The organism is Legionella longbeachae (assembly GCF_004283175.1).
GTDB lineage: Bacteria > Pseudomonadota > Gammaproteobacteria > Legionellales > Legionellaceae > Legionella > Legionella longbeachae.
The window spans coordinates 21,680-40,745 of the sequence record NZ_RXNW01000017.1 but is presented as its reverse complement, the minus strand read 5'-3'; the positions used below and the strand labels follow the sequence as shown (position 1 = coordinate 40,745).

Sequence of the window (19,066 nt, the reverse complement as noted above, 5' to 3'; positions counted from 1 at the left end):
TTCTATTAAATTCTGGCGAAATTTTAATAGGTTAAGAATTGATTTTGATGCTTAACCGTCGAGATGCGACGGTTAACTTGCTGTTCTATAAATTAATACTTATAGTTTGCTAAAGCCATAATTGCAGAGGTATCCATAGATGTTGTCATTCCAATAATCAGTGGACGTCGCACACCGAAGAAGATATTTTCATTCCCTTGAATAGTGCTTTTTTCTTTATTTTCATTCATGTTCTTAATGTTTTTTTCTTGCGCATCTATGGCTGGTATTCCAATGTGAATCATATTGGTTCTGAAGAAACTATTCATAGTTCTTGTTTCTTGACCGCCAATCGCACTCTTAAATTCTTTCTTTTCAGCAACTTGATCCTTTATTTCTTCCTGAGAAGCATAAAAAGTTGGTTCATTAAGAATTACGTCTCCACTGAGTGTTTGTGGCTTCCCGACAAACGCTGCAGCCTCAAGTTCCGAATATCCCTCTTGTTCAACTAATTGCTTCATTTGAGCATTTAGAATTTTTTTAGATGGACTGGCACTTTCAGAAACATTAAGATATTCTTCTCTAATTTTCCCCTCACTTTCATTGTCATTCCATGAAACGGTTTTCTTTTTTTTGCTGGTTGCAAGAGAAATGGTTTTCGTTTTTTCAATTAGCACTTCTTCTTCGGTAATCATAAATCCTCATTTTCAGATGAAAAAATTTACGAGATTCTATCAACAAATTATTAAGAAAATATGAACACAAATAAAACAATGAATAATAAATACTATTAGTTGAAAAATATGCTGTGCAGGTCTACAAAGATAAAATTTTCAAGGTTTTAAACCCTGCTTTCTTAAGAGGTATTATATGGCCATGTCTTTTCATCGCCAGGATTATTAGTTTTGCGATTAATTATTAATTTGCACATATTCCTAATTGATTAACTTAACAATATAGCTCTTGATAATTAATTGTTTCATATATCATTTTAGGGTAAAGGGTATTCGGTTGCCTTCTAAATTTCTTGCTTTAGTTTATCTTTTACTAATTTTTTAATCATTTTCATGGAAAATGATCAACTCTGAGTCAAATCGTATGAATAATTTTATTTTTAGTGTAGTTGAATTTTATGAAAAATCTTATCTTAAGCTTTAATTTTTCAAACTTTACTGGTAATGTCAGTCCAGAATTTTCCTCGTTTTAAGAAGAGCTACAGTTGTATCTTAGTGCTTTTGAAGAAGGATATAACTTAGCAAAACAAAAATATTCCGATCATTGAATCATCCTACTAACTCATGAATATGCAATAACCAAGGTCAACCCTTCAAATTCGAAAAATCCTCGATTATTCCGAACATCTAAAAATCCAGGAACGATTAAAATAGTTTACTCGATTAAATAATTTCGGACTTTTGTGACGATGAAAGCTTACAGTCAAGATTTACGAGATAGAGTAACATTAACCTTTAAACAGGGAGTGCATACTAGGTATCCATTAAAACGGTTTTATTCGTATGTCCTGTTTTAAACATGCTTTGCAGGTAGCAGAAAAAGGGGCGCGGTCATTAATTCAAAACTGTGCTGCTTTTCCCGCTATACAGAAAGCACCACCAATATCCCATATAGCTCCAGAAGGTGCATATGGGATAAGGTCATTGTCTATGATGCAGGATTATCAGAAATCTTTCTGAACTTTGGCATTAATTGAAAATACAAACCACTATAATTCTTAATTTCAGGTACTCCATTAGCACCTACACCAAGACCTACATACGTTCGATCAACATATTTTCCATCCCTCAAATAAAAATAGAATCCGTTTGCATCAACGATTTTACCGGAACCACCACCAACAAGCACAATAGGATCACTGGGACCGGAGGAAGGGACAGGTACTAAACTGGGATCAACAGCAGCACCGCAGGTTCCATTTGTTTTCCCTATAGTATAAATAGAACCACCTATTAACTTATATTCAATGAGTTCCGTAAAGCAACTGGTTCCAAAAGAACCAGTTGTGCCATCTTTTGTCCAAACATGAATTTCTCCGACAAACCTTCCTGTTTTTGCATTTGTCATAGGTATCGTAGTTGTTGGCGTACATGCCCCCGTAGGAGTTTGAGCACAAACACTTTTAAAAATTTCAGGAAGCTTGTGAGTATTTTTTGTAGCAGGACCGCTATAAATGAGCACAACATTATCAAGTAAAGAAAGGCCGGCATTGGACACCATGGATACAAAGGATAATGGTACGGCAAGTAGAAATTTTTTCATCTCTTAGGTCCTTTTCTATTAAGAGTTAAAAGATTAGAGCTGTTAGTTAAAAGTTTGAAGAGCTAGTTTTCAAATAGCAGTTAAATGATATACATTTTTATAATAATTATGCAAGTTAAAAAAATCTATAAAAGTCTAATCCATTAAACCTGAGACAATAGAAAATGTGAGCCACCAACTTGCTTAAAAAAAGCGCAAATTAATCACCTTTTTAAAATTGATGCATTAGTCACTCTTTTTCAATAATCTGATCTTTCCCCGAAAAACCGGGTTCAACACTACAAAGCGCATTGCTATTCGATAGAAACTCTGAATCGAGCTCTGTAGGTTTCCCTTTTACCTCAACAAACTGCAGGCTAGTATTCTGAACAGATAATAATTTTTTCCTGATTTGGATTGGACTAATCCCTAAATGACTGCAGATTTTCGAAGGACTATAATCACCCGATAGTCCCTTGACCTGCCCCATAACTCATAGGGGATTTGCCCGCACTTTGTTCGTGTGGCCGCCAGGGTCTAAAGGCTTGTTTGACAGTGGTGCTGTTTATCAATAACTCGCCTCCTAAAATCATTGAGGCTATAGGCTAAACAGCAGCTCTGTCTTTAGTCACGCTCGCTTGCCGAAAACTAAGGATTGATTTAGCTACTAAGTCATATATCCTCAATAAGTAGTCAAAATTAAAGACTGTTAGGGATTTAAGTTGATCCGTGAAGGGTTATCAAAATTAAATGCCCCCATTTTTAACAACTACAAGACTAATTATTTGCGAACCATCTCCGAATGATTTTGACAATCTCTATACACTGCAATCAAATTCTCCAGTGATGAGTTTTATAGGTAATGAGATGTGATAAAAATGAGGTGATGGTCGGATTAGAAAAAGCCATTCTTCACTTCAAAAACTTTCAGTATTGGCACAGGTTTTAGAATGTGTAAGAAATTAATGGAAATATATGGAGGCAGCATTTCTTTTAAAAATCACACTGGATTAAAAGTAATCATACATCTACCCATTTAAAACATGCATACTCTTACTATCTGATTTACTTCAGGTATAAGCTAAATCTTAATTGGGGATTGTAGATTTTATTTTCCACAAATTTTGATAATAATACAATACATGTTCATGTAACGCGCAGGGTCTACGCATGAAAAAATAATTCTTTAAAAGTCGTTGTAAATCATAGATATTAGACTCAATTATGATAAGAGGAGCCTTCATTTAGGTATGGAGCACTGAAATACTTTTCAGACATAGACGACCCGCGGTCATTAAGAAACCAAAAACATCCGTTAATAACGCTTATAGGCACAATATTGTTTGCAAGTCTTTCAGGGATTGTGCCTAGTAGGCTCTGTTAGAGGGCTCAACCGCGCTTTTTTTGGTTTATAATTATAATATATTCATAATTTGGACTTAAAAATGCCTGAAACTGAAGAGCAAAGAAAAGCGCGAGAGAAAATGGAGCGTGAGGCTGCTGAACAAACTAGAGCAACTGAGCTAGCTCAGCAAAAACAAGCAAAGCCAGGAGAGGAAGAATCTACAAGAGTTTTGGAGCTTGATGATGATAAGGGTCCTGAACAAGAGGAGAGTTTTGCTCTAAAAATTTATAAGGAATGGCTTAAAAAATACAAAGAGAATAATCCAGATTTTAAAGAAAATGAAAATAAAATAGTAAGAGATCCAGATGGCACGAATCTTTTATGTTTCAAAGATCCACTGGCTGAAGAGGATTTTGTTCGACAGCTGGCCAAAAATGCACCTGGTGGCAAAATTTTTGATAAAGGTATTCCAATCGCAAGCTTTGATAATGGTGAACTCATTGATCTCCGAACCAAAAAGCCTTTTCCAGAAGGAGGCTATGCTCACCTTGTGAGCCAGCTCGATAGTGGAGTAGCCTATGATAAGACAACGATTAAATCACCTGACGTTAGCGCGATGATGTCGCCGCCAAGTCCTTCTCACTCAATGACTGTGAGTAAAACGTCTTTACCAGAGATACCATCTACTAAGTTAAGTGAGAAAGAAAAGGAATCTGATCTAACTCAAAATGAAAGTGATCAAGTGAAATTGACTAACTGACACTTAATTTTATGTATTGGATTAATCATTTATCTTACTTAAACAAGTTATGTTCATTACTGTTTATTCTTATTCTTTAAGGTTGTTATGATAGACAGTTACACAAATTTATCTACAATCCCAAAATTAATCATAATCTCTGAATACACAATACCTGACTTTACTATCTTTTTTGGATTGATAAAGAGCTAAATCAGCTTTTCTAAATAATTCGTCTATTGATTGAGCATGATCCGGAAACATCGCAACACCTATACTTAAATTTAATAAAAGGGGATGTTCATGGATTAAGAAGGTATTTTTTATTTTTGAACAAACCTGTTCTATATAACGGATACCCACCGATAATTCAGCGTTAAATATAAGAACTGCAAATTCGTCTCCCCCAATTCTGGCTGCTATGTCATAGGGTCGACATTTCTTTTTCAATTTTTCAGCGACATGCTTTAATGCCGCATCTCCAGCTAAATGGCCATAGGTATCATTAATATGTTTGAAACTATCCATATCCGCTAAAATGAGTATTATCTTTTTTTGATCTCTTCGAGCGATTTGTAAGTAATTTTCGAAAGTTTCCAGTAATTTATGTCTATTCGCTAATCCAGTTAACTGATCAAAATTAGCCATTTTTACAATTTTTCTTTGAGTTTTTAATCTTTCAGTGATATCTCTAGAAGAGGCATAGACATAATGTTGTCCACCAAGAACAATTCCTTTAGCATTGATTTCAACATCAAAAACAGAACCATTTTTTCGTTTATGTCTGGTTTCAAATACCTCAGCAGAATCTAATAAGCGCCTAAGAATATTGAATAATTGATCTTTAGGAATTTTTGCGTCCCAATCCAGCACATTTAACTTTAGTGCTTCTTCTTTTGTATACCCTAAAGATTTAGCAAATGATTCACTACACTCTATAACAAAGCCATCTTTATCAAGAATATGTATACCATCCCCTGCTAATTCCAAAATGGTTCTGAATTGCTTTTCCTTATTTTCCAACGTTAATTCTACGAGTTTTCTAGCAGTAATGTCAGTACATACTGAGTAGTATTCAAAAGGCTTCCCGGTCTTATCCAGTTTGGGAATGATACTGGTATCAATCCAATACAAGTGATCGTCTTTTGCTTTATTACAAAAAATACCTTTCCAAATATTTCCCTTAATTATAGTTTGATACATATTTTCATAAAATTTTCTATCATGATAATTAGAGATAAGGATTCTATGGTTGGCTCCAAGAAGCTCATCTTTCGAATAACCAGATAACTCACAAAATTTATTATTAACATAGGTTATAGTGCCATCGGCATTTGTTATGGCTACGCTGCAATGGGTATCCAATATTTGTTTATGCAAAGATAATTTGCTGATTGTTTTTTTTAATTCCTCATTTCTTGATTCAATAATTTTTTCTAATTTTATTTTGTAGTTTAATAGCTCTGCCTCGATATGTTTTTTTTGACTGATATCGTTAACAAACGCTAATGCGTAATTATTCCCATCCTGAATGTACAAATGCGCATGGATTTCAACCGGAAATATTTCCCCAGATTTCTTTTTGTGTTTTGTCTCAAAATGAAGTCGCTTTTTTTTGATAAATTCCCCCCAAAAGCCAGGCCAACTTTCCTTTGGAAAAAGAGGATCCCACTCCCAAACATACATACCAATTAACTCTTGATTGGTATAACCAAGTTTTTGGCATGCAGAGTAATTCGCATAAACGATGCTGGAATCATCCCTCATTAAAAATACTTCATCAGCTCCAACTTCTGTTGAAAATCTAAAAAAATCATCTTTAAAGGGCGTTTCTATTACCTCTTTTTCTTTAAAAAATGGCAGGGTGTTGGGATTAAATTCATTACCAGATGGATGTGTATCATTCGCTATATCTATCAATTTTTGAATAAAATCGGCTTTATTATTTAAGAATAGCCCGTACAAATCATTAAATAAATTAAGTTCCAATTCACGGAGTTGCATTTGCCATTGTAAGAATAATCTCTTATCTGTATTCTGTTCAAAAAGTATAAAATTTCCTGTATTTCTAGGATCGGTAAGTATAGACGCATAAATATCCCTCACATCTATCTCACTTCCCTCTAATACCTGCATAAATGAATGCCCAGAATAAATTAAAATACCCGTAATACCCTGTTTTAAATTACGAGATCTTGACTGCTTCAATAGCCTTTTGAGCTCTTCACTGGTAAACACTTTAGTTGCTGAGCTAATATAAATTAGTTGCAACATAGATAACCTTTCTTTTATGCGTTCTACTTTAATTTTAGACAACTTTGGGGAAGAGGTTGTATGGCCTATTCTCTAAATGAATACCAGTTGTGTGATGGGACTATGCGCTTTACTTGTGTATTCAACAAGTAGGGTATAATTTAGAGGGCAGTGGAGGTTGATCATTTTTTAGTTTACACCACTGTCTATTCTCAAATTGCATCCTTCTCCTTGGCACTTAGTGTTAGTTTATTCGGCAAATGTAAACCATTCTTTCATTGCACTATAAAAGGACCTTTTACTGATGAAAATTTATTCAAAAATTTATACCAGGTGATCTTTTTCTTGTTCAAGCCATTCCAGAAAAGATTTACGATCTGATTTAGATAAGTTAAAAAATTTATTTTTAACGGTTTCAATAGGTTGTTGCTGTTTTCTGGGGGCTTTAACCCAAGCATCTTTTATGTTGATTTTTCCTTGAATCACATTTTCATAAGCGAGGGGATCTTTCTTTTTTAATTTCAAAAGTTGTCCATCAATCGACCTTGAACGAGAAGGCAAATATGTAATGTTGTCTTCCTGATACAAATTGGGATTCGTATTATCCTGCTCTCTAAGGTCATTATTCAAATCTTTAATAGAGATTTTATTTTCCTTTGCATACACTCTGGCACAGTTATCCACCATACTAAGAACATCTCCCCAATGAGCTACATGCTGAGTATTTATATCCATAGCGGATCGCAACAACCACAACATTTCATTGTTAGTAATACCCAGACCGTCTGATGATTTATCAAGAGCATATTCTCCAAAATTTTTATAGGCATTGTTTCTGTTTTTCCAAATTTCCCGTTCAATAATTTGTGATATTACAGAGGGAAGATTCTGAAAGATAAGTTGTTTAAATTCACATATATACTGATTCGCTTTGGCATGCAGTTCTTCATCTGAAAAATTTGGCATTTTTTCCTTTAATATTTCTTCTGATCGCATTATAAATCCACTTGGTGAGTAATAACCTTTCGTTATTTTAAAAATACTAAATGTTTATCTTAAGCTGATAAGCCTATTAAACTCAATAAGCGTTACAAAAATATCAAGTGTGCGCTTAATTAAATGGGTTTGTGTTATAGAGACCGCAGATAAATTATTTTTAAGTAACCAGATGATTCTAAAGTATGGCTACTCATTACTATTATTTAGAGCTATGTGCCATCGACTGTTAATATGAATTTTATATAGCTAACCATCTTCAGTAATGGAACCTCACGTTTTGAGACCAAACAAATAACAATTTTAAGAATATATTTATTTGTATGTGCTCGGTTGTTGCATAATGATTCTATTTAACTATCATTTAACTCTTGAAATTACATTAACATGCCCCTATCTCCAGATTATCCAAAAAAACTATTCAAGGGGATACTAGGGATATTTTGCAAAACCCTATCCATAGCTTTCAAAAAAACGCAATAGAGTTTATTGAAAGTTAAAGCATTGTCGCTGGTTAATCCATGTGTATTAAGCGAAGCAGCCATTAATTGTAGGCGGCAAGCAGGTTCCAATTGCTCATTAGTGCTATTTGACAGACAGGTTATGATAATTTCGTAAATCTATATTTAGGGCTATTTGATATTATGAAAGAAAATAAAAAAACTATAAATCAATATGAATATCCTAATTTCATGGAGTGTGCACTTGCCATACATGGTTCGGTTACTCCTAGAGTATGGAAGAAGGTTTTGGCTGTAAGTGTTTATGCCTGTCTTGTTTCTGTATTAAGTATTTTTATTCCATGGTTGTCTCTTCCTATAAGCCCATTTGAGTATGCAGGGGTAATTATGGGATTAATTTTGGTTTTTCGTGTTAATGCGGGATATGATCGGTGGTGGGAAGCAAGAAAACTATGGGGAAATGTTGTTAATTGCAGCAGAAATTTGGCTATTATTATAATAAGTTACGTAGAGCCTTCGAGTAGGGACGATATAGAGAAAGTTCTCGGTCTAATTGCGGCAATGCCTTATCTTATGAAAAATCATCTTAGGGGTGTTACCTCTACCGAAGAAGTAAAACATTTGTTGCCTAAGGATACATATGCTCAATTGCAACTATGGCAACACAAACCTAATTTAATTTCGTCAAAGCTGGCTTCGATGCTATCCCAGATGCAAGAAAGTGGCAAATTAAATCAGTTCTCCTTTTTGAAAGCAGAAGAGCTTCGGGAAACAATCCTTGATTGCCAAGGCGCATGCGAACGGATATTAAAAACACCTATGCCTTTTGTGATGGCAATCAAATCACGTCGATTTATCCTTTTATTTTTGATTATACTTCCTGTAGCCCTGGTTAATTACTCAGCATATATAAATCCTATAATCGTGGCTCTGGTCGGATATGCTCTATTTTCATTAGATCGAATAGGAGTCGAGCTACAAAACCCCTTTTCAATTGAGAATTTAAGTCATTTACCTCTCAATGATATTTGTAACACTATAGAGAATAATGTAATGGAAATTCAAAATAAGCCTGGTAAAGATTAGAGTGGATTTGGAGCATTTATGAATACCATCAGCAAAAAAGAGCAACATCATATCTCCCCATACCAGGCACTTGATTGGGTGCGAGAAGTAAATCAACAATTTATTTTTAAAACTCTTTTTATTTCTATGAATTTATTAGAGAAATTGATAAATTCAACCATTTCTTCCTGTTTGAGACTTATATGACTACCGCATTAGTCTGGTTTCGGTTCGATTTAAGATTGAACGATAATCCTGCGTTCATCGAGGCGTGTTCTCATCATCAGTTTGTTATTCCGCTCTATATTTATGATGAAAAAAATAGTGTTTTAGGAGGAGCCCAGGCTTGGTGGCTTTATCATAGCCTCACATCTTTAAGCAACTCGCTGGCACAACGCGGGTTAAATCTCATTCTCCGCAAGGGGGATCCCTTAGAGATTATTTTAGACTTGGCCAAGACTGTTTCCATAAGCTCAGTCTATTGGAACCGCTGTTATGAGCCCGTAGCTATCTCCCGCGATAAAGGGATTAAAGCAACTTTGTTGGAACGTGGAATTGATGTTCACAGTTCTAATGGAAGCTTGCTTCATGAACCTTGGACGATTAGAAATAAAAGCGGAGATTATTTTAAAGTGTTTACACCCTATTGGAAGCACTGTAAACAACTTATTAATATCCAACGTCCTATGAATTTAGAGCATCGCCCGGTTGGAGTTGAAGTACAAAGCGAGCTACTTAATGATTGGAAATTATTACCAACCATCAATTGGGCCGCGCGATTTAGTGAGTATTGGATTCCTGGAGAGGGCGGGGCGCAACAAAAACTTAAAGAGTTTATTGAGCATCATCTTAATGGTTATAAAAATAATCGAGATTTTCCCATAAAAAATGCGACATCACGCTTATCACCACATTTGCATTTTGGTGAAATCAGTCCATGGACAATTTTAAGGGCAATTGAACTGGCAAAGCTTAATCCTAATTGTGATTTAGCATCTGCGGAACATTTCTTGTCCGAGCTGGGATGGAGGGAGTTTTCAGTTTACCTGCTTTATCATTTCCCAAAGCTTCCATCTGAGAATTTCAGGAATGAGTTTGATGCATTTCCGTGGCACAATGATGAGAAGTTATTATCTTACTGGCGAAGAGGTTTGACCGGCTATCCAATAATTGATGCTGGGATGAGAGAATTATGGGCAACCGGCTATATGCATAATCGTGTCCGTATGATTGCTGCGTCATTCCTTACTAAAGGGTTACTCATTGATTGGCGTTTAGGTGCAGATTGGTTTTTAGATACTCTTGTAGATGCGGATTTAGCAAATAATAGTGCCAGTTGGCAATGGGTTGCCGGATGTGGTGCTGATGCAGCACCGTATTTTCGTATTTTCAATCCAGTATTACAAAGTCAGAAATTTGATGCTGATGGCAGTTATATTCGTCATTGGGTTCCGGAGCTTTCTCAATTAGACAGTCAGTCAATCCACGCACCTTGGGAGTCTGTTGGTAGTGAGCGGTTTTATTTAAATACAAAGTATCCCAAACCTATTATTGATCATCATGAAGCTAGAACAAGGGCATTAAATTATTACAATCAGTTAAAAAGGAATGATCTCAGATGACTCCTTCTTTTTTTATATTTGGTTTCGGCTACACGGCCAATCGATTTGCTCAGAAACTGATTCAACTAGGATTTAACGTTATTGGAACGACGCGTCAAGAAAGAAAAAAAGCAACGAGCCATCCTCCTGCAATCACGCTTATTGATTTTGAGTCTTCTGATATTGATTTCTACCTTAGTCAAACCACTCATATTTTGATCAGTATTCCTCCAGCAGAAGGGATGGATGATCTCGTATTATCTTATTACTCAGCGTTGATTAAACGGCATGCTACACATATTGAGTGGATTGGCTATCTTTCTTCTACGGGTGTTTATGGTGACCACCAAGGAAACTGGGTTAATGAAGAAAGTATTTGTAGACCCAACAGCACATCTGCAATTATACGTTGGGAGGCAGAAAAGGCATGGATTTCTTATGCAAAGGGCGAGCAGTTGCCTCTACACCTATTCAGACTGGCAGGAATATATGGATCAGATAGAAACCCGTTGGAACGTATTCGATCCGGGAAAAATTTCAGTATTTTTAAAGAGGGTCAGGTATTTTCACGTATCCATGTTGATGATATTGTGTCTGTGCTTCTTGCCTCAATAAAGAACCCACATCCTTTGTCTATCTATAATGTAGCTGATGATGAACCAGTCGCATCTCACATTGTAGATGCATACGCTGCCTCTTTACTTAATCTGGTACCATTACCATTAATCCCGTTTGAAAAAGCTTCATTATCACCAAGGGAACAAGAATTCTATTTAAGTAATCGCCGCGTATCTAATTTAAAAATAAAAAAGAAACTTGGTGTTATTTTACACTATCCTTCATTTCGTGAGGGACTAACACAAATATGGAGGGAAGATTTTGAGAAAAAAAAACGGAATTAAATTGATTATTTGGATTTTAATGTTTGAATTAATAGGATTTATCTTAGGCTTATTAACGAGAGCAAATATTCCTTCTTGGTATGAGGGGCTTTATAAGTCAATTCTAACTCCTCCTGGGTGGGTGTTTTCTGTTGTTTGGATAATTTTATATGCATTTCTCGCGATTGTTGGGTTTATATTGTGGCAAAATCGCAGTAAACCCCAAATTAGAAGGGCACTTAATCTTTATTTAGTACAACTCATCATGAATTGGGTATGGACACCACTTTTTTTTCAGCTTCATTGGATAGGATTTAGTTTTTTATGGATAGTAGTAATAATTGGTTTAAACGCAATTATTATCTTAAACCTTAACAAAATAGAAAAAGGAATCACGTTACTATTAATTCCTTATTTTTTGTGGATTATATTTGCGGGCTACCTTAATGGGATGATATGGATTCTCAATTCACAGGCCTAAAGATGGCCTGAATCTGCATAAGTAAGATTAATCCTCACCTACAAGGTATTGCAATTAATCTATAGGGGCAATTAAATTGAAATTTCAAGGCTGGTTTTGCCCAAAATGTGGTAAAAATTACCTTGTACATTTCGGAGTTAACCCGGTACTTGCAGGTACGTTTTTTGGAGCCATGACAACTCAATCTTTAAGCCTCTCTATTTCTAAAATCATACTGTTCTCCCGAGACGCTACTATTCAATAACGTCATCGTTGATGGCGTTATAAATGTTATTGGATTGGTACAACTTGTATCGCTTCCAATATTGCTACCCAGCTACTATAAGGACTTGGATTATAATCAGAATTTCTTACTGGATAATTCATTTCATATGGGTTACTGGGTATGGGTTGGGGCTCAAGTTTCCAGGCAGGTAGTCGTGGTAAAATGTTTGCCGACACACAGGAAAAAAGAGTGCTATTTTTCTTACAAGTATAATCATTTTGAAATGAATAACTTTTCCAACCACTGGGAACGGGTGTGGTGTAATAAGTCTTTGCTTCAGTTAATTGGAACGTATTATCATATAAATAAACTTGCACACCGGGATTGTTAAAATGATTTGGTGTAACTCCGGGTATTCCAACATCAAGTACTTCCATCTTCGTTAAAGTCTGATCTGGATAAAGTGCGCGTAATTCATCCTCGTGAGTATGTCCGCTCAACACTGCCCGAATAGTACTCTTATATTCTGTCATAAGCGCAAGGAAGGCATCACGAAATAGTAAACCATTGTTCAAATGCAATGTGGTGTTCCACATATCATGATAATCGCTATTATAAAAAGCATCCATACCAACTGGAATATGCATAATGATATAAACCGATTCTTTATTGGCTTTGGCAAAAGCCAATTGATTGCTTAGCCAATCCATTTCTTCCTGTGCTTCGGCTAATTGAGATGTTGGTGGGGCTTGCAGGGGTAAATAGTCGCGGGAAAAAATAACACTATTTAAACTGATCAAGCGAAAGGGAACCTTACTTCCTAAAGGATAAGCACTGTAGTAACCTTGTGATTGAGCATGGGCCATATCTTCGGCATGCTCAGGAGGCATAGGTAAAGTCGTTGTATATGTACATGCAAATTTTGGTGAAATACTGCAATCAGGATTAGTATTTAAAGCAGGCCAATTATGCGTGGGATCTAAGTAAAACAAATTGCGATTGTTCACGGCATCAAAAAACTCACCATAATCGCTTACAAGGGAATCGTTGTTACCAAATGCATAAAATACCGGTAAATTATTTGCACTAATGGCTGGAAGACCGCTAAGACCTGTCAGTACGGTCATAATATCTTTTGCCTGGTTAGGGTTGACGTTAGGCCATGGGCCATGTGCCGGTACATCACCTGTAAATACAATAAATGCAGGTGATTGTTCGTTGATTAGTGATGTGATTTTAGCTAAAGTGCTATTCCATAACGTAAGATCAGTATCATTCCCGTAAGTAATAGGTGGAGCCTTAAAATAATCTACATGCATATCGGAAATAGCAATAAATGTATTATTATTCAAAATGTTTATATCTAATTGGTTGGCTGGACTTACCAAGGTGCAACCTTCGTTCTTCCTGACGCAGACTTTGAAACGCGACCGAATCTCTTTATGCTCCTTAGTCAGACTCGCAGGGATGGTCAAATTCAAGGTACAACTGCTACCAGAAATAAGTGTAGGACAAACTGAAGAAATCACTCCTTTTGGTAAATCACTTGCCCTAACCTGATATAAGGTGGCTGGGGTATTATTCGTTATGGTGTAAGGGACAGTTAAACTGGTTCCACGAGCGACGGCTTGATCATGATAAGTATAATCTTGTGGAGTAATGGTTACTAACGGTAGAGCAATAGCTACCGAGGATAATAAATATATGCCTGCTGCTAGAACAAATTGTTCTTTATTCACTTTGTTGCGCATCGTATTCCTTTATCTATCGTTTCCAAAATTAGATGGTGTAGCTCACTTGTGCCAGAACCTGATTGGTATTGATCGTTCCAGAGCTAACTTGTTGTGAAGTCATTTGAACCGGTGATCGCCCCAGTTTTGTCGGGCCTAAGTTGCTGTATTCATAGCCAGCACCTATTCGCCAATTTTTAGTCACTTCGATATCTAGGCCAACGCCTGCAGAATATGAAAAATTGGTCTGTGTTCGATTCGCAAATGAAGGATCAGGTACAGCATAAGGCTCAACCGGTATTTCTTGATAGTTGTAGCCTCGATTACGGCTAGCACCAATCCCGGCTGAAATATATGGATGATAAATAGTATTGAATGTTGTTAAAAGTTTGCCTTCAAACATCAATCGCCGAATTTGTATTTTATAATCATAATTTAAATTGTAAAAATCTGGGCTATTGTACTGATATATTTTTCCTTCTTGCTTGAAGCTTGCTGCCTGATAGTATCCCGCCCCGATCTCAACTGCCCAAATTGAATTAAAAGGGATACGTAATCCTGCAGATATACCACCATATATCTCTGAAACTGAATCGCGATTTGTAACGAGGGTCTTCCAGTAGGAGGGATCAAAAGCTATGGTTTTGTTTTGGCCTGTTTGGGTAAATAGTTCTCCTATAGTCAGCCGGATATAAGGAGATGTTTGAGCGTTCATTGTCAAGGGGGTAAAAATTCCAACGAAGAAAATTCCTATTATAGAAAGTCTATTGCTTGTCCATTGTTGAAACTTCAACAGCGATTGAGTATAAAATATACTTTTACATAACATCCATTTATTCCGTTTCACGTTGACTCTGTCCCTTTAGTGTGTGCGAATTCCGATTTCATTTAGTTTGCACTATCGCCAAGAAAATAAAAACCCTTTATAAGCTTTTAATTTTTAAAGAATTAAAACTTACGCCATAGAGCCCCAATTGATTATATTCGAAGCATGATTCAATACAAATTTTAATACCCAGGGTAGGTATCAGAACAACTCTGGCTCATGCCATAGTGGACGAAATCATTCATGGTGATCCTTAGCGTTTTCTATCCATCCCGTTTTTCTTATTGCAGATTTTCATAATGTGACACGACTCACTAGCAAAGCAAAATGATTGAATGTGCGAGCATAAAATTTGACGCTCACGCCTGCAAAGTTCTTAGCGCTCATTTAAATAAAAAAGACATTTGTATGGAAACCTAGCGGCCTGCCGCTCTTGCAGCAATTACTGGATTTTTTTATGGTCTTGGTAGCAAAGATTCAACCCATTGAGGCGAGTCTAAAGCAAACTAGGGAAGTACTTTGCATTCTACCTCTTTACATATCCTGATGCATTTTTAAATATTTAATCAAAATTCCATATCAATAGGCAATTTATTCGGATCAAAATTAGGAATTTTTTTACTGTCGCATTTTTTAAAAACTATTTTTTCCTTAGCAATCCCTTTACATACAAGGACATCTCCGTATTTATCATAGATAACTAAAGAAAAGTCGCTTTCTACGGTTTTGCTGAAATTTTCATCCCTAATTAATGCATGATATTGGTGGGGATTATTTACATTTCTCATTTTATCTAAAATACATTCCGCTAATTCAGCACCAATCTTATTTTCATCTTCATAACAATGATTCATTATTTTTATTAGAAATTCAGGTGAGGATGCAGTTTCTTCTGCATGTATCGATAGGGCGAATAAGAATGACACCATTAAGGCAATAAATCTCATAGCCACAATCCTTTGCAATCATGAAGTCTTAAACTTAACCATAAAAAACGCGTTTCGTCAACTTAAGATTAAAGCAGCGTTTCTGAGGCAAACGCGAGAAATTATTTTTTTTACTGACTGATTGCCTCAGTTTTCAAATTAATGAGAAATAGTATATTTCTAAGGGGTTTTAAATTTTTGTGATTCGTTTAGATCATTATCTAATACATAGGCATTTGGTTTACGGGTGTGATTGTATTCTTGCCGCAAATAACTTTTAATCTGATGATTATTATATTTCTCATGGCCATCTCTAAAAAAACCATGCTTTAAATGTTGCATATCCGGATCTTTCATTCGTTTATTTACATAGGACTCCTGATTTGCAATTGAATTTTCAAAAGAAGATGTATTTCCCATATATTTAAGCTCCTAATAAATAAATTGGATTTTACATAATAAAAAATTAATGTCAAATCAAGTGGTTAAATGAAAAATATGACTGAAGCGAAGTCTGGGATCATCGTTGCTTTCATATAAGCAGATGAAATCCATCACATGGTTTCCATAGACAGGTTCAAACAACCGACTCAAAATTTCCATTCAACCCAGATCAACAATAACTTATTGATTTTATAATAAATATCATCTAATAAACTACTATGATTGTCCTACGATGCATAACAATATAGTACTCAAATATGCACTTATTTTAGCAATCTTATCCAAGTATATAGTTATAAAATTTTTTGATATAACTTATGAATAAAATTAATTTGATGAATATATGGTGTTATTGCTTTAATAATCATCTTTTAAAGAGACCTCAAAATTAAAAAGGAATAGTATGCAAGACAAATTGACATCAATTGATGAATTACCTGAGGAAATTTTAGTTGAAGTGGCGCAATATTTGCCAAACAGTGGTTTAATAAACCTTGCTAAGACAAAAATGTACCATTGTACTTTATTTAACCCCATGATTAATATGCGTAAGATATCCTACTTTTTACAAAATGTTGTGTGCGGTAATCATGAAATTGTTACCTCAATGTTACAAAAAGATATCCGTTTAATTTTTAATAAGGGTAGAGTAACAGACTGTTCTGGACGAACATTTGATAACATCAGTGGTTTTGAATATGCACTATGGGCTCTGGATAAACATATTTGGACAAAAATGATCGCATGCATACCGCGTAATGAAGAAGGTGGAAAAGTATTCGAAAACTTGATTACCCAATACACTAAAGTGAACAAAGACGGGGTAACTTATAGGCTTAATGGAAAAACCATCACTGAAAATCATTTTGATTTCGAAACCACCATCATCAAAGAGCTGCAAACGCAAGTGGAATTGGTAAACGCACCAGGGGCTATAAATTGGGATGACGCAAAGTCTCAATGGATAGAAGGAGTTGGTGGCGCACAAAAGCTACTGCCTATTCATGTTGTTTATGAATACTGCGCTGATGAAAATTTTTATCTTGTACCTGAATTCAGCTCACAACCAAAATTGTCAAAACAATTTTATAATTGGATTACCAGCAAGGAGGAAAATTGGTTCAGTGTTGATTTCAAGCTGGGTATTGAATTTGCAATATTTAAGGCATCTGTGGGCTGTGCGGCGGCTGAGGAACCGCATGGCTCTCCTGGTGTAGTTGCTACCCGCGATTTGGATGCCATTACTGAATTATATCAAGTAAGGTCAAAAGACTTTATAAATCTCAAATCGCAACTAGAAGATCTGGTGACCAAGGATAATCATCATCAAGTTGTTGTGGCAATATATCAATAAGCCGGGCGGTGTATAAGCCGCCACACGATCATCCCGACATGAGCCCTGTTTGCCATTCTTCTGTATCCTTTTTGTACTGCAATTTGTTTTAGCACCAGGCCAAAACCAGGTAATATTGATAAGATTTTGCTATTGAATACGCACTTTACAAATTTTTTTATGATAATCTTCTAAAAATAATTCTATTTTATCTTTATTTATCTCTTTAATGTTGTTGATTGTTTGTGAGATATCTAAAATCATTTCTTTCTGAATTAGCCTAATTGAATTGATATAACTGTATGAATGCGAACTAAAGCAAGTCAAGTTGTGATATGTAGCAAAAGTGTCTTTAAAATTTACCATGAGATAATTTTCTATTTCACGCAATAATATTGATTTTTGTAAATCAGAGTCAAAAAGTTCAGGATAATTTTCTAGTGACATAATAGTAATAGCATTAGTATCTTTTTTTCTAAATTCTTCAAAAGCTGGAATAGCGGTTTGCCAATCATCATTATATTTATCCAAAAATTGATTAAATAAATAACAATCTTCAAAGCAACAATTTAATCCTTGGCCCAAAAAAGGCACCATAGCGTGCGTACTGTCGCCCATTAAGGCAACTTTGTCTATATTCCAATGACCCTCATTAATTGTAATTAATGAGCCTATGGGATTATTATAAAGATCATTTTCCAGATTGCTAATGAACGGATAAATATCTGAATATTGATCTTTAAAGTAGTTAAGCATTTGCTGAGGTGAGTAACTTTTCGTCAATTTTTCAAAACTATAGTCACCTGTACTTGGCAATAGAAATGCACATGTAAATGAATGGTCATAATTTGGCTGCGCAACCAACATGCTATTTTCACGAGGCCACATATGCATGGCTTCAAGTTGTAACGTTTTATTTTCTAAATAGGGTATGGTTAATTCTTTATACTGATATGGAAAATAACTATATTGGAACGTAACATCTTTTTGTTTTTCAATACATTTTCTAACCATTGAATTAGCGCCATCACACCCAAAAAGAAAAAATGGTTTGATGTTAAAGTGTTTGTTTAAATGATTATCGAAGAGGATAAATTCACCGGATGTTGTATCCATATCAACAAATGATCGATTGAAATGTACAACGATCGATGGCACGGATTCAGTTTCCTGCAATAAATCAAAGTGCAGTTGCGATCGTGATACAGTATGAATGCAATCATTCGCACATTTTCCATAAGCGAGCGAGATGATTTCTCCATTAGGTAAATGAATGACTCGATCTCGCATTGGAACAGATTTACTTAATATTTTTTCAGCTAAACCCATTTCTGCTAAAGATAATAACCCGCGGGATGATAAATCAATACTCATCTTGCGTCCTTTATCATAGGGATGTGTTGTTATTCTAGGATCTGAACGTTGCTCGTAAATATCGACTTCATATCCTCTGCGGGCTAAATAAAGAGATAACAATAGCCCGGTTAAACCCGCACCAATAATAGCAATCCTCATTGCTCCTGCTCCTGCTCCTGCAAAATGTAC

Annotated in this window: 16 protein-coding genes; 7 read left to right on the top strand and 9 right to left on the bottom strand. The window is 35.4% G+C overall.

All coding sequences use genetic code 11. From position 1 onward, the window contains the following. Nucleotides 1-92: 92 nt before the first annotated feature. Both EKG34_RS15610 and EKG34_RS15605 read right to left on the bottom strand, forming a co-directional pair. Nucleotides 93-674, bottom strand: a complete 582-nt coding sequence (locus EKG34_RS15610) for a hypothetical protein (RefSeq protein WP_003636759.1) — start codon at nt 672-674, stop codon at nt 93-95. Nucleotides 675-1,641: 967 nt separating this feature from the next. Continuing rightward, a complete protein-coding gene (locus EKG34_RS15605) occupies nt 1,642-2,256 on the bottom strand; it encodes a hypothetical protein (RefSeq protein ID WP_003636760.1) in 615 nt (204 codons plus the stop codon). 1,424 nt (nt 2,257-3,680) lie between these two features. Between EKG34_RS15605 and EKG34_RS15590 the strand changes: the two genes are divergently transcribed. Next, nucleotides 3,681-4,340, top strand: a complete 660-nt coding sequence (locus EKG34_RS15590) for a hypothetical protein (protein ID WP_003636762.1) — start codon at nt 3,681-3,683, stop codon at nt 4,338-4,340. Nucleotides 4,341-4,466: 126 nt separating this feature from the next. Here the strand turns inward: EKG34_RS15590 and EKG34_RS15585 are convergent, their stop codons facing one another. Next, on the bottom strand, nt 4,467-6,593 hold the full coding sequence (locus tag EKG34_RS15585; RefSeq protein ID WP_012979229.1) for a PAS domain S-box protein: 2,127 nt from the start codon (nt 6,591-6,593) through the stop codon (nt 4,467-4,469). Nucleotides 6,594-6,896: 303 nt separating this feature from the next. Next, on the bottom strand, nt 6,897-7,568 hold the full coding sequence (locus tag EKG34_RS15580) for a hypothetical protein (RefSeq protein ID WP_003636765.1): 672 nt from the start codon (nt 7,566-7,568) through the stop codon (nt 6,897-6,899). Between the two features lie 644 nt (nt 7,569-8,212). On the opposite strand from EKG34_RS15580, the gene EKG34_RS15575 reads away from it, so the two are divergent. The 5 genes from EKG34_RS15575 to EKG34_RS15560 are packed head-to-tail and all read left to right on the top strand — an operon-like array spanning nt 8,213 to nt 12,057. After that, nucleotides 8,213-9,115: a bestrophin family protein gene (locus EKG34_RS15575; protein WP_003636767.1), complete on the top strand. Its 903-nt coding sequence runs from the start codon at nt 8,213-8,215 to the stop codon at nt 9,113-9,115. Between the two features lie 18 nt (nt 9,116-9,133). Beyond that, nucleotides 9,134-9,301, top strand: a complete 168-nt coding sequence (locus EKG34_RS18305) for a hypothetical protein (RefSeq protein ID WP_003636768.1) — start codon at nt 9,134-9,136, stop codon at nt 9,299-9,301. Beyond that, nucleotides 9,298-10,716, top strand: coding sequence for a cryptochrome/photolyase family protein (locus EKG34_RS15570; protein ID WP_003636769.1), 1,419 nt, complete (start codon nt 9,298-9,300; stop codon nt 10,714-10,716). Before EKG34_RS18305 ends, EKG34_RS15570 begins: the two co-directional genes overlap by 4 nt. After that, nucleotides 10,713-11,597: an SDR family oxidoreductase gene (locus tag EKG34_RS15565; protein ID WP_003636770.1), complete on the top strand. Its 885-nt coding sequence runs from the start codon at nt 10,713-10,715 to the stop codon at nt 11,595-11,597. Before EKG34_RS15570 ends, EKG34_RS15565 begins: the two co-directional genes overlap by 4 nt. After that, complete coding sequence (locus EKG34_RS15560) at nt 11,575-12,057, top strand: TspO/MBR family protein (RefSeq protein WP_012979228.1); 483 nt, start codon at nt 11,575-11,577, stop codon at nt 12,055-12,057. Before EKG34_RS15565 ends, EKG34_RS15560 begins: the two co-directional genes overlap by 23 nt. A 270-nt stretch (nt 12,058-12,327) precedes the next feature. Here EKG34_RS15560 and EKG34_RS15555 read toward each other — a convergent pair whose 3' ends face one another. The 4 genes from EKG34_RS15555 to EKG34_RS15540 form a co-directional block, all read right to left on the bottom strand. Continuing rightward, complete coding sequence (locus tag EKG34_RS15555; RefSeq protein ID WP_003636772.1) at nt 12,328-14,013, bottom strand: metallophosphoesterase; 1,686 nt, start codon at nt 14,011-14,013, stop codon at nt 12,328-12,330. A 28-nt stretch (nt 14,014-14,041) separates the two neighbouring features. Then, complete coding sequence (locus EKG34_RS15550; protein ID WP_125461267.1) at nt 14,042-14,839, bottom strand: outer membrane protein; 798 nt, start codon at nt 14,837-14,839, stop codon at nt 14,042-14,044. A 545-nt stretch (nt 14,840-15,384) separates the two neighbouring features. Next, nucleotides 15,385-15,765 (bottom strand): hypothetical protein, encoded by a 381-nt coding sequence (locus EKG34_RS15545; protein WP_003636774.1) that lies wholly within the window; start codon nt 15,763-15,765, stop codon nt 15,385-15,387. A 159-nt stretch (nt 15,766-15,924) separates the two neighbouring features. Further along, complete coding sequence (locus EKG34_RS15540) at nt 15,925-16,164, bottom strand: hypothetical protein (RefSeq protein ID WP_003636776.1); 240 nt, start codon at nt 16,162-16,164, stop codon at nt 15,925-15,927. A 427-nt stretch (nt 16,165-16,591) separates the two neighbouring features. On the opposite strand from EKG34_RS15540, the gene EKG34_RS15535 reads away from it, so the two are divergent. Next, nucleotides 16,592-17,542, top strand: a complete 951-nt coding sequence (locus EKG34_RS15535; RefSeq protein ID WP_003636778.1) for an F-box protein — start codon at nt 16,592-16,594, stop codon at nt 17,540-17,542. Between the two features lie 129 nt (nt 17,543-17,671). Here the strand turns inward: EKG34_RS15535 and EKG34_RS15530 are convergent, their stop codons facing one another. Further along, on the bottom strand, nt 17,672-19,036 hold the full coding sequence (locus EKG34_RS15530; RefSeq protein ID WP_003636779.1) for an FAD-dependent oxidoreductase: 1,365 nt from the start codon (nt 19,034-19,036) through the stop codon (nt 17,672-17,674). Nucleotides 19,037-19,066: the final 30 nt, after the last annotated feature.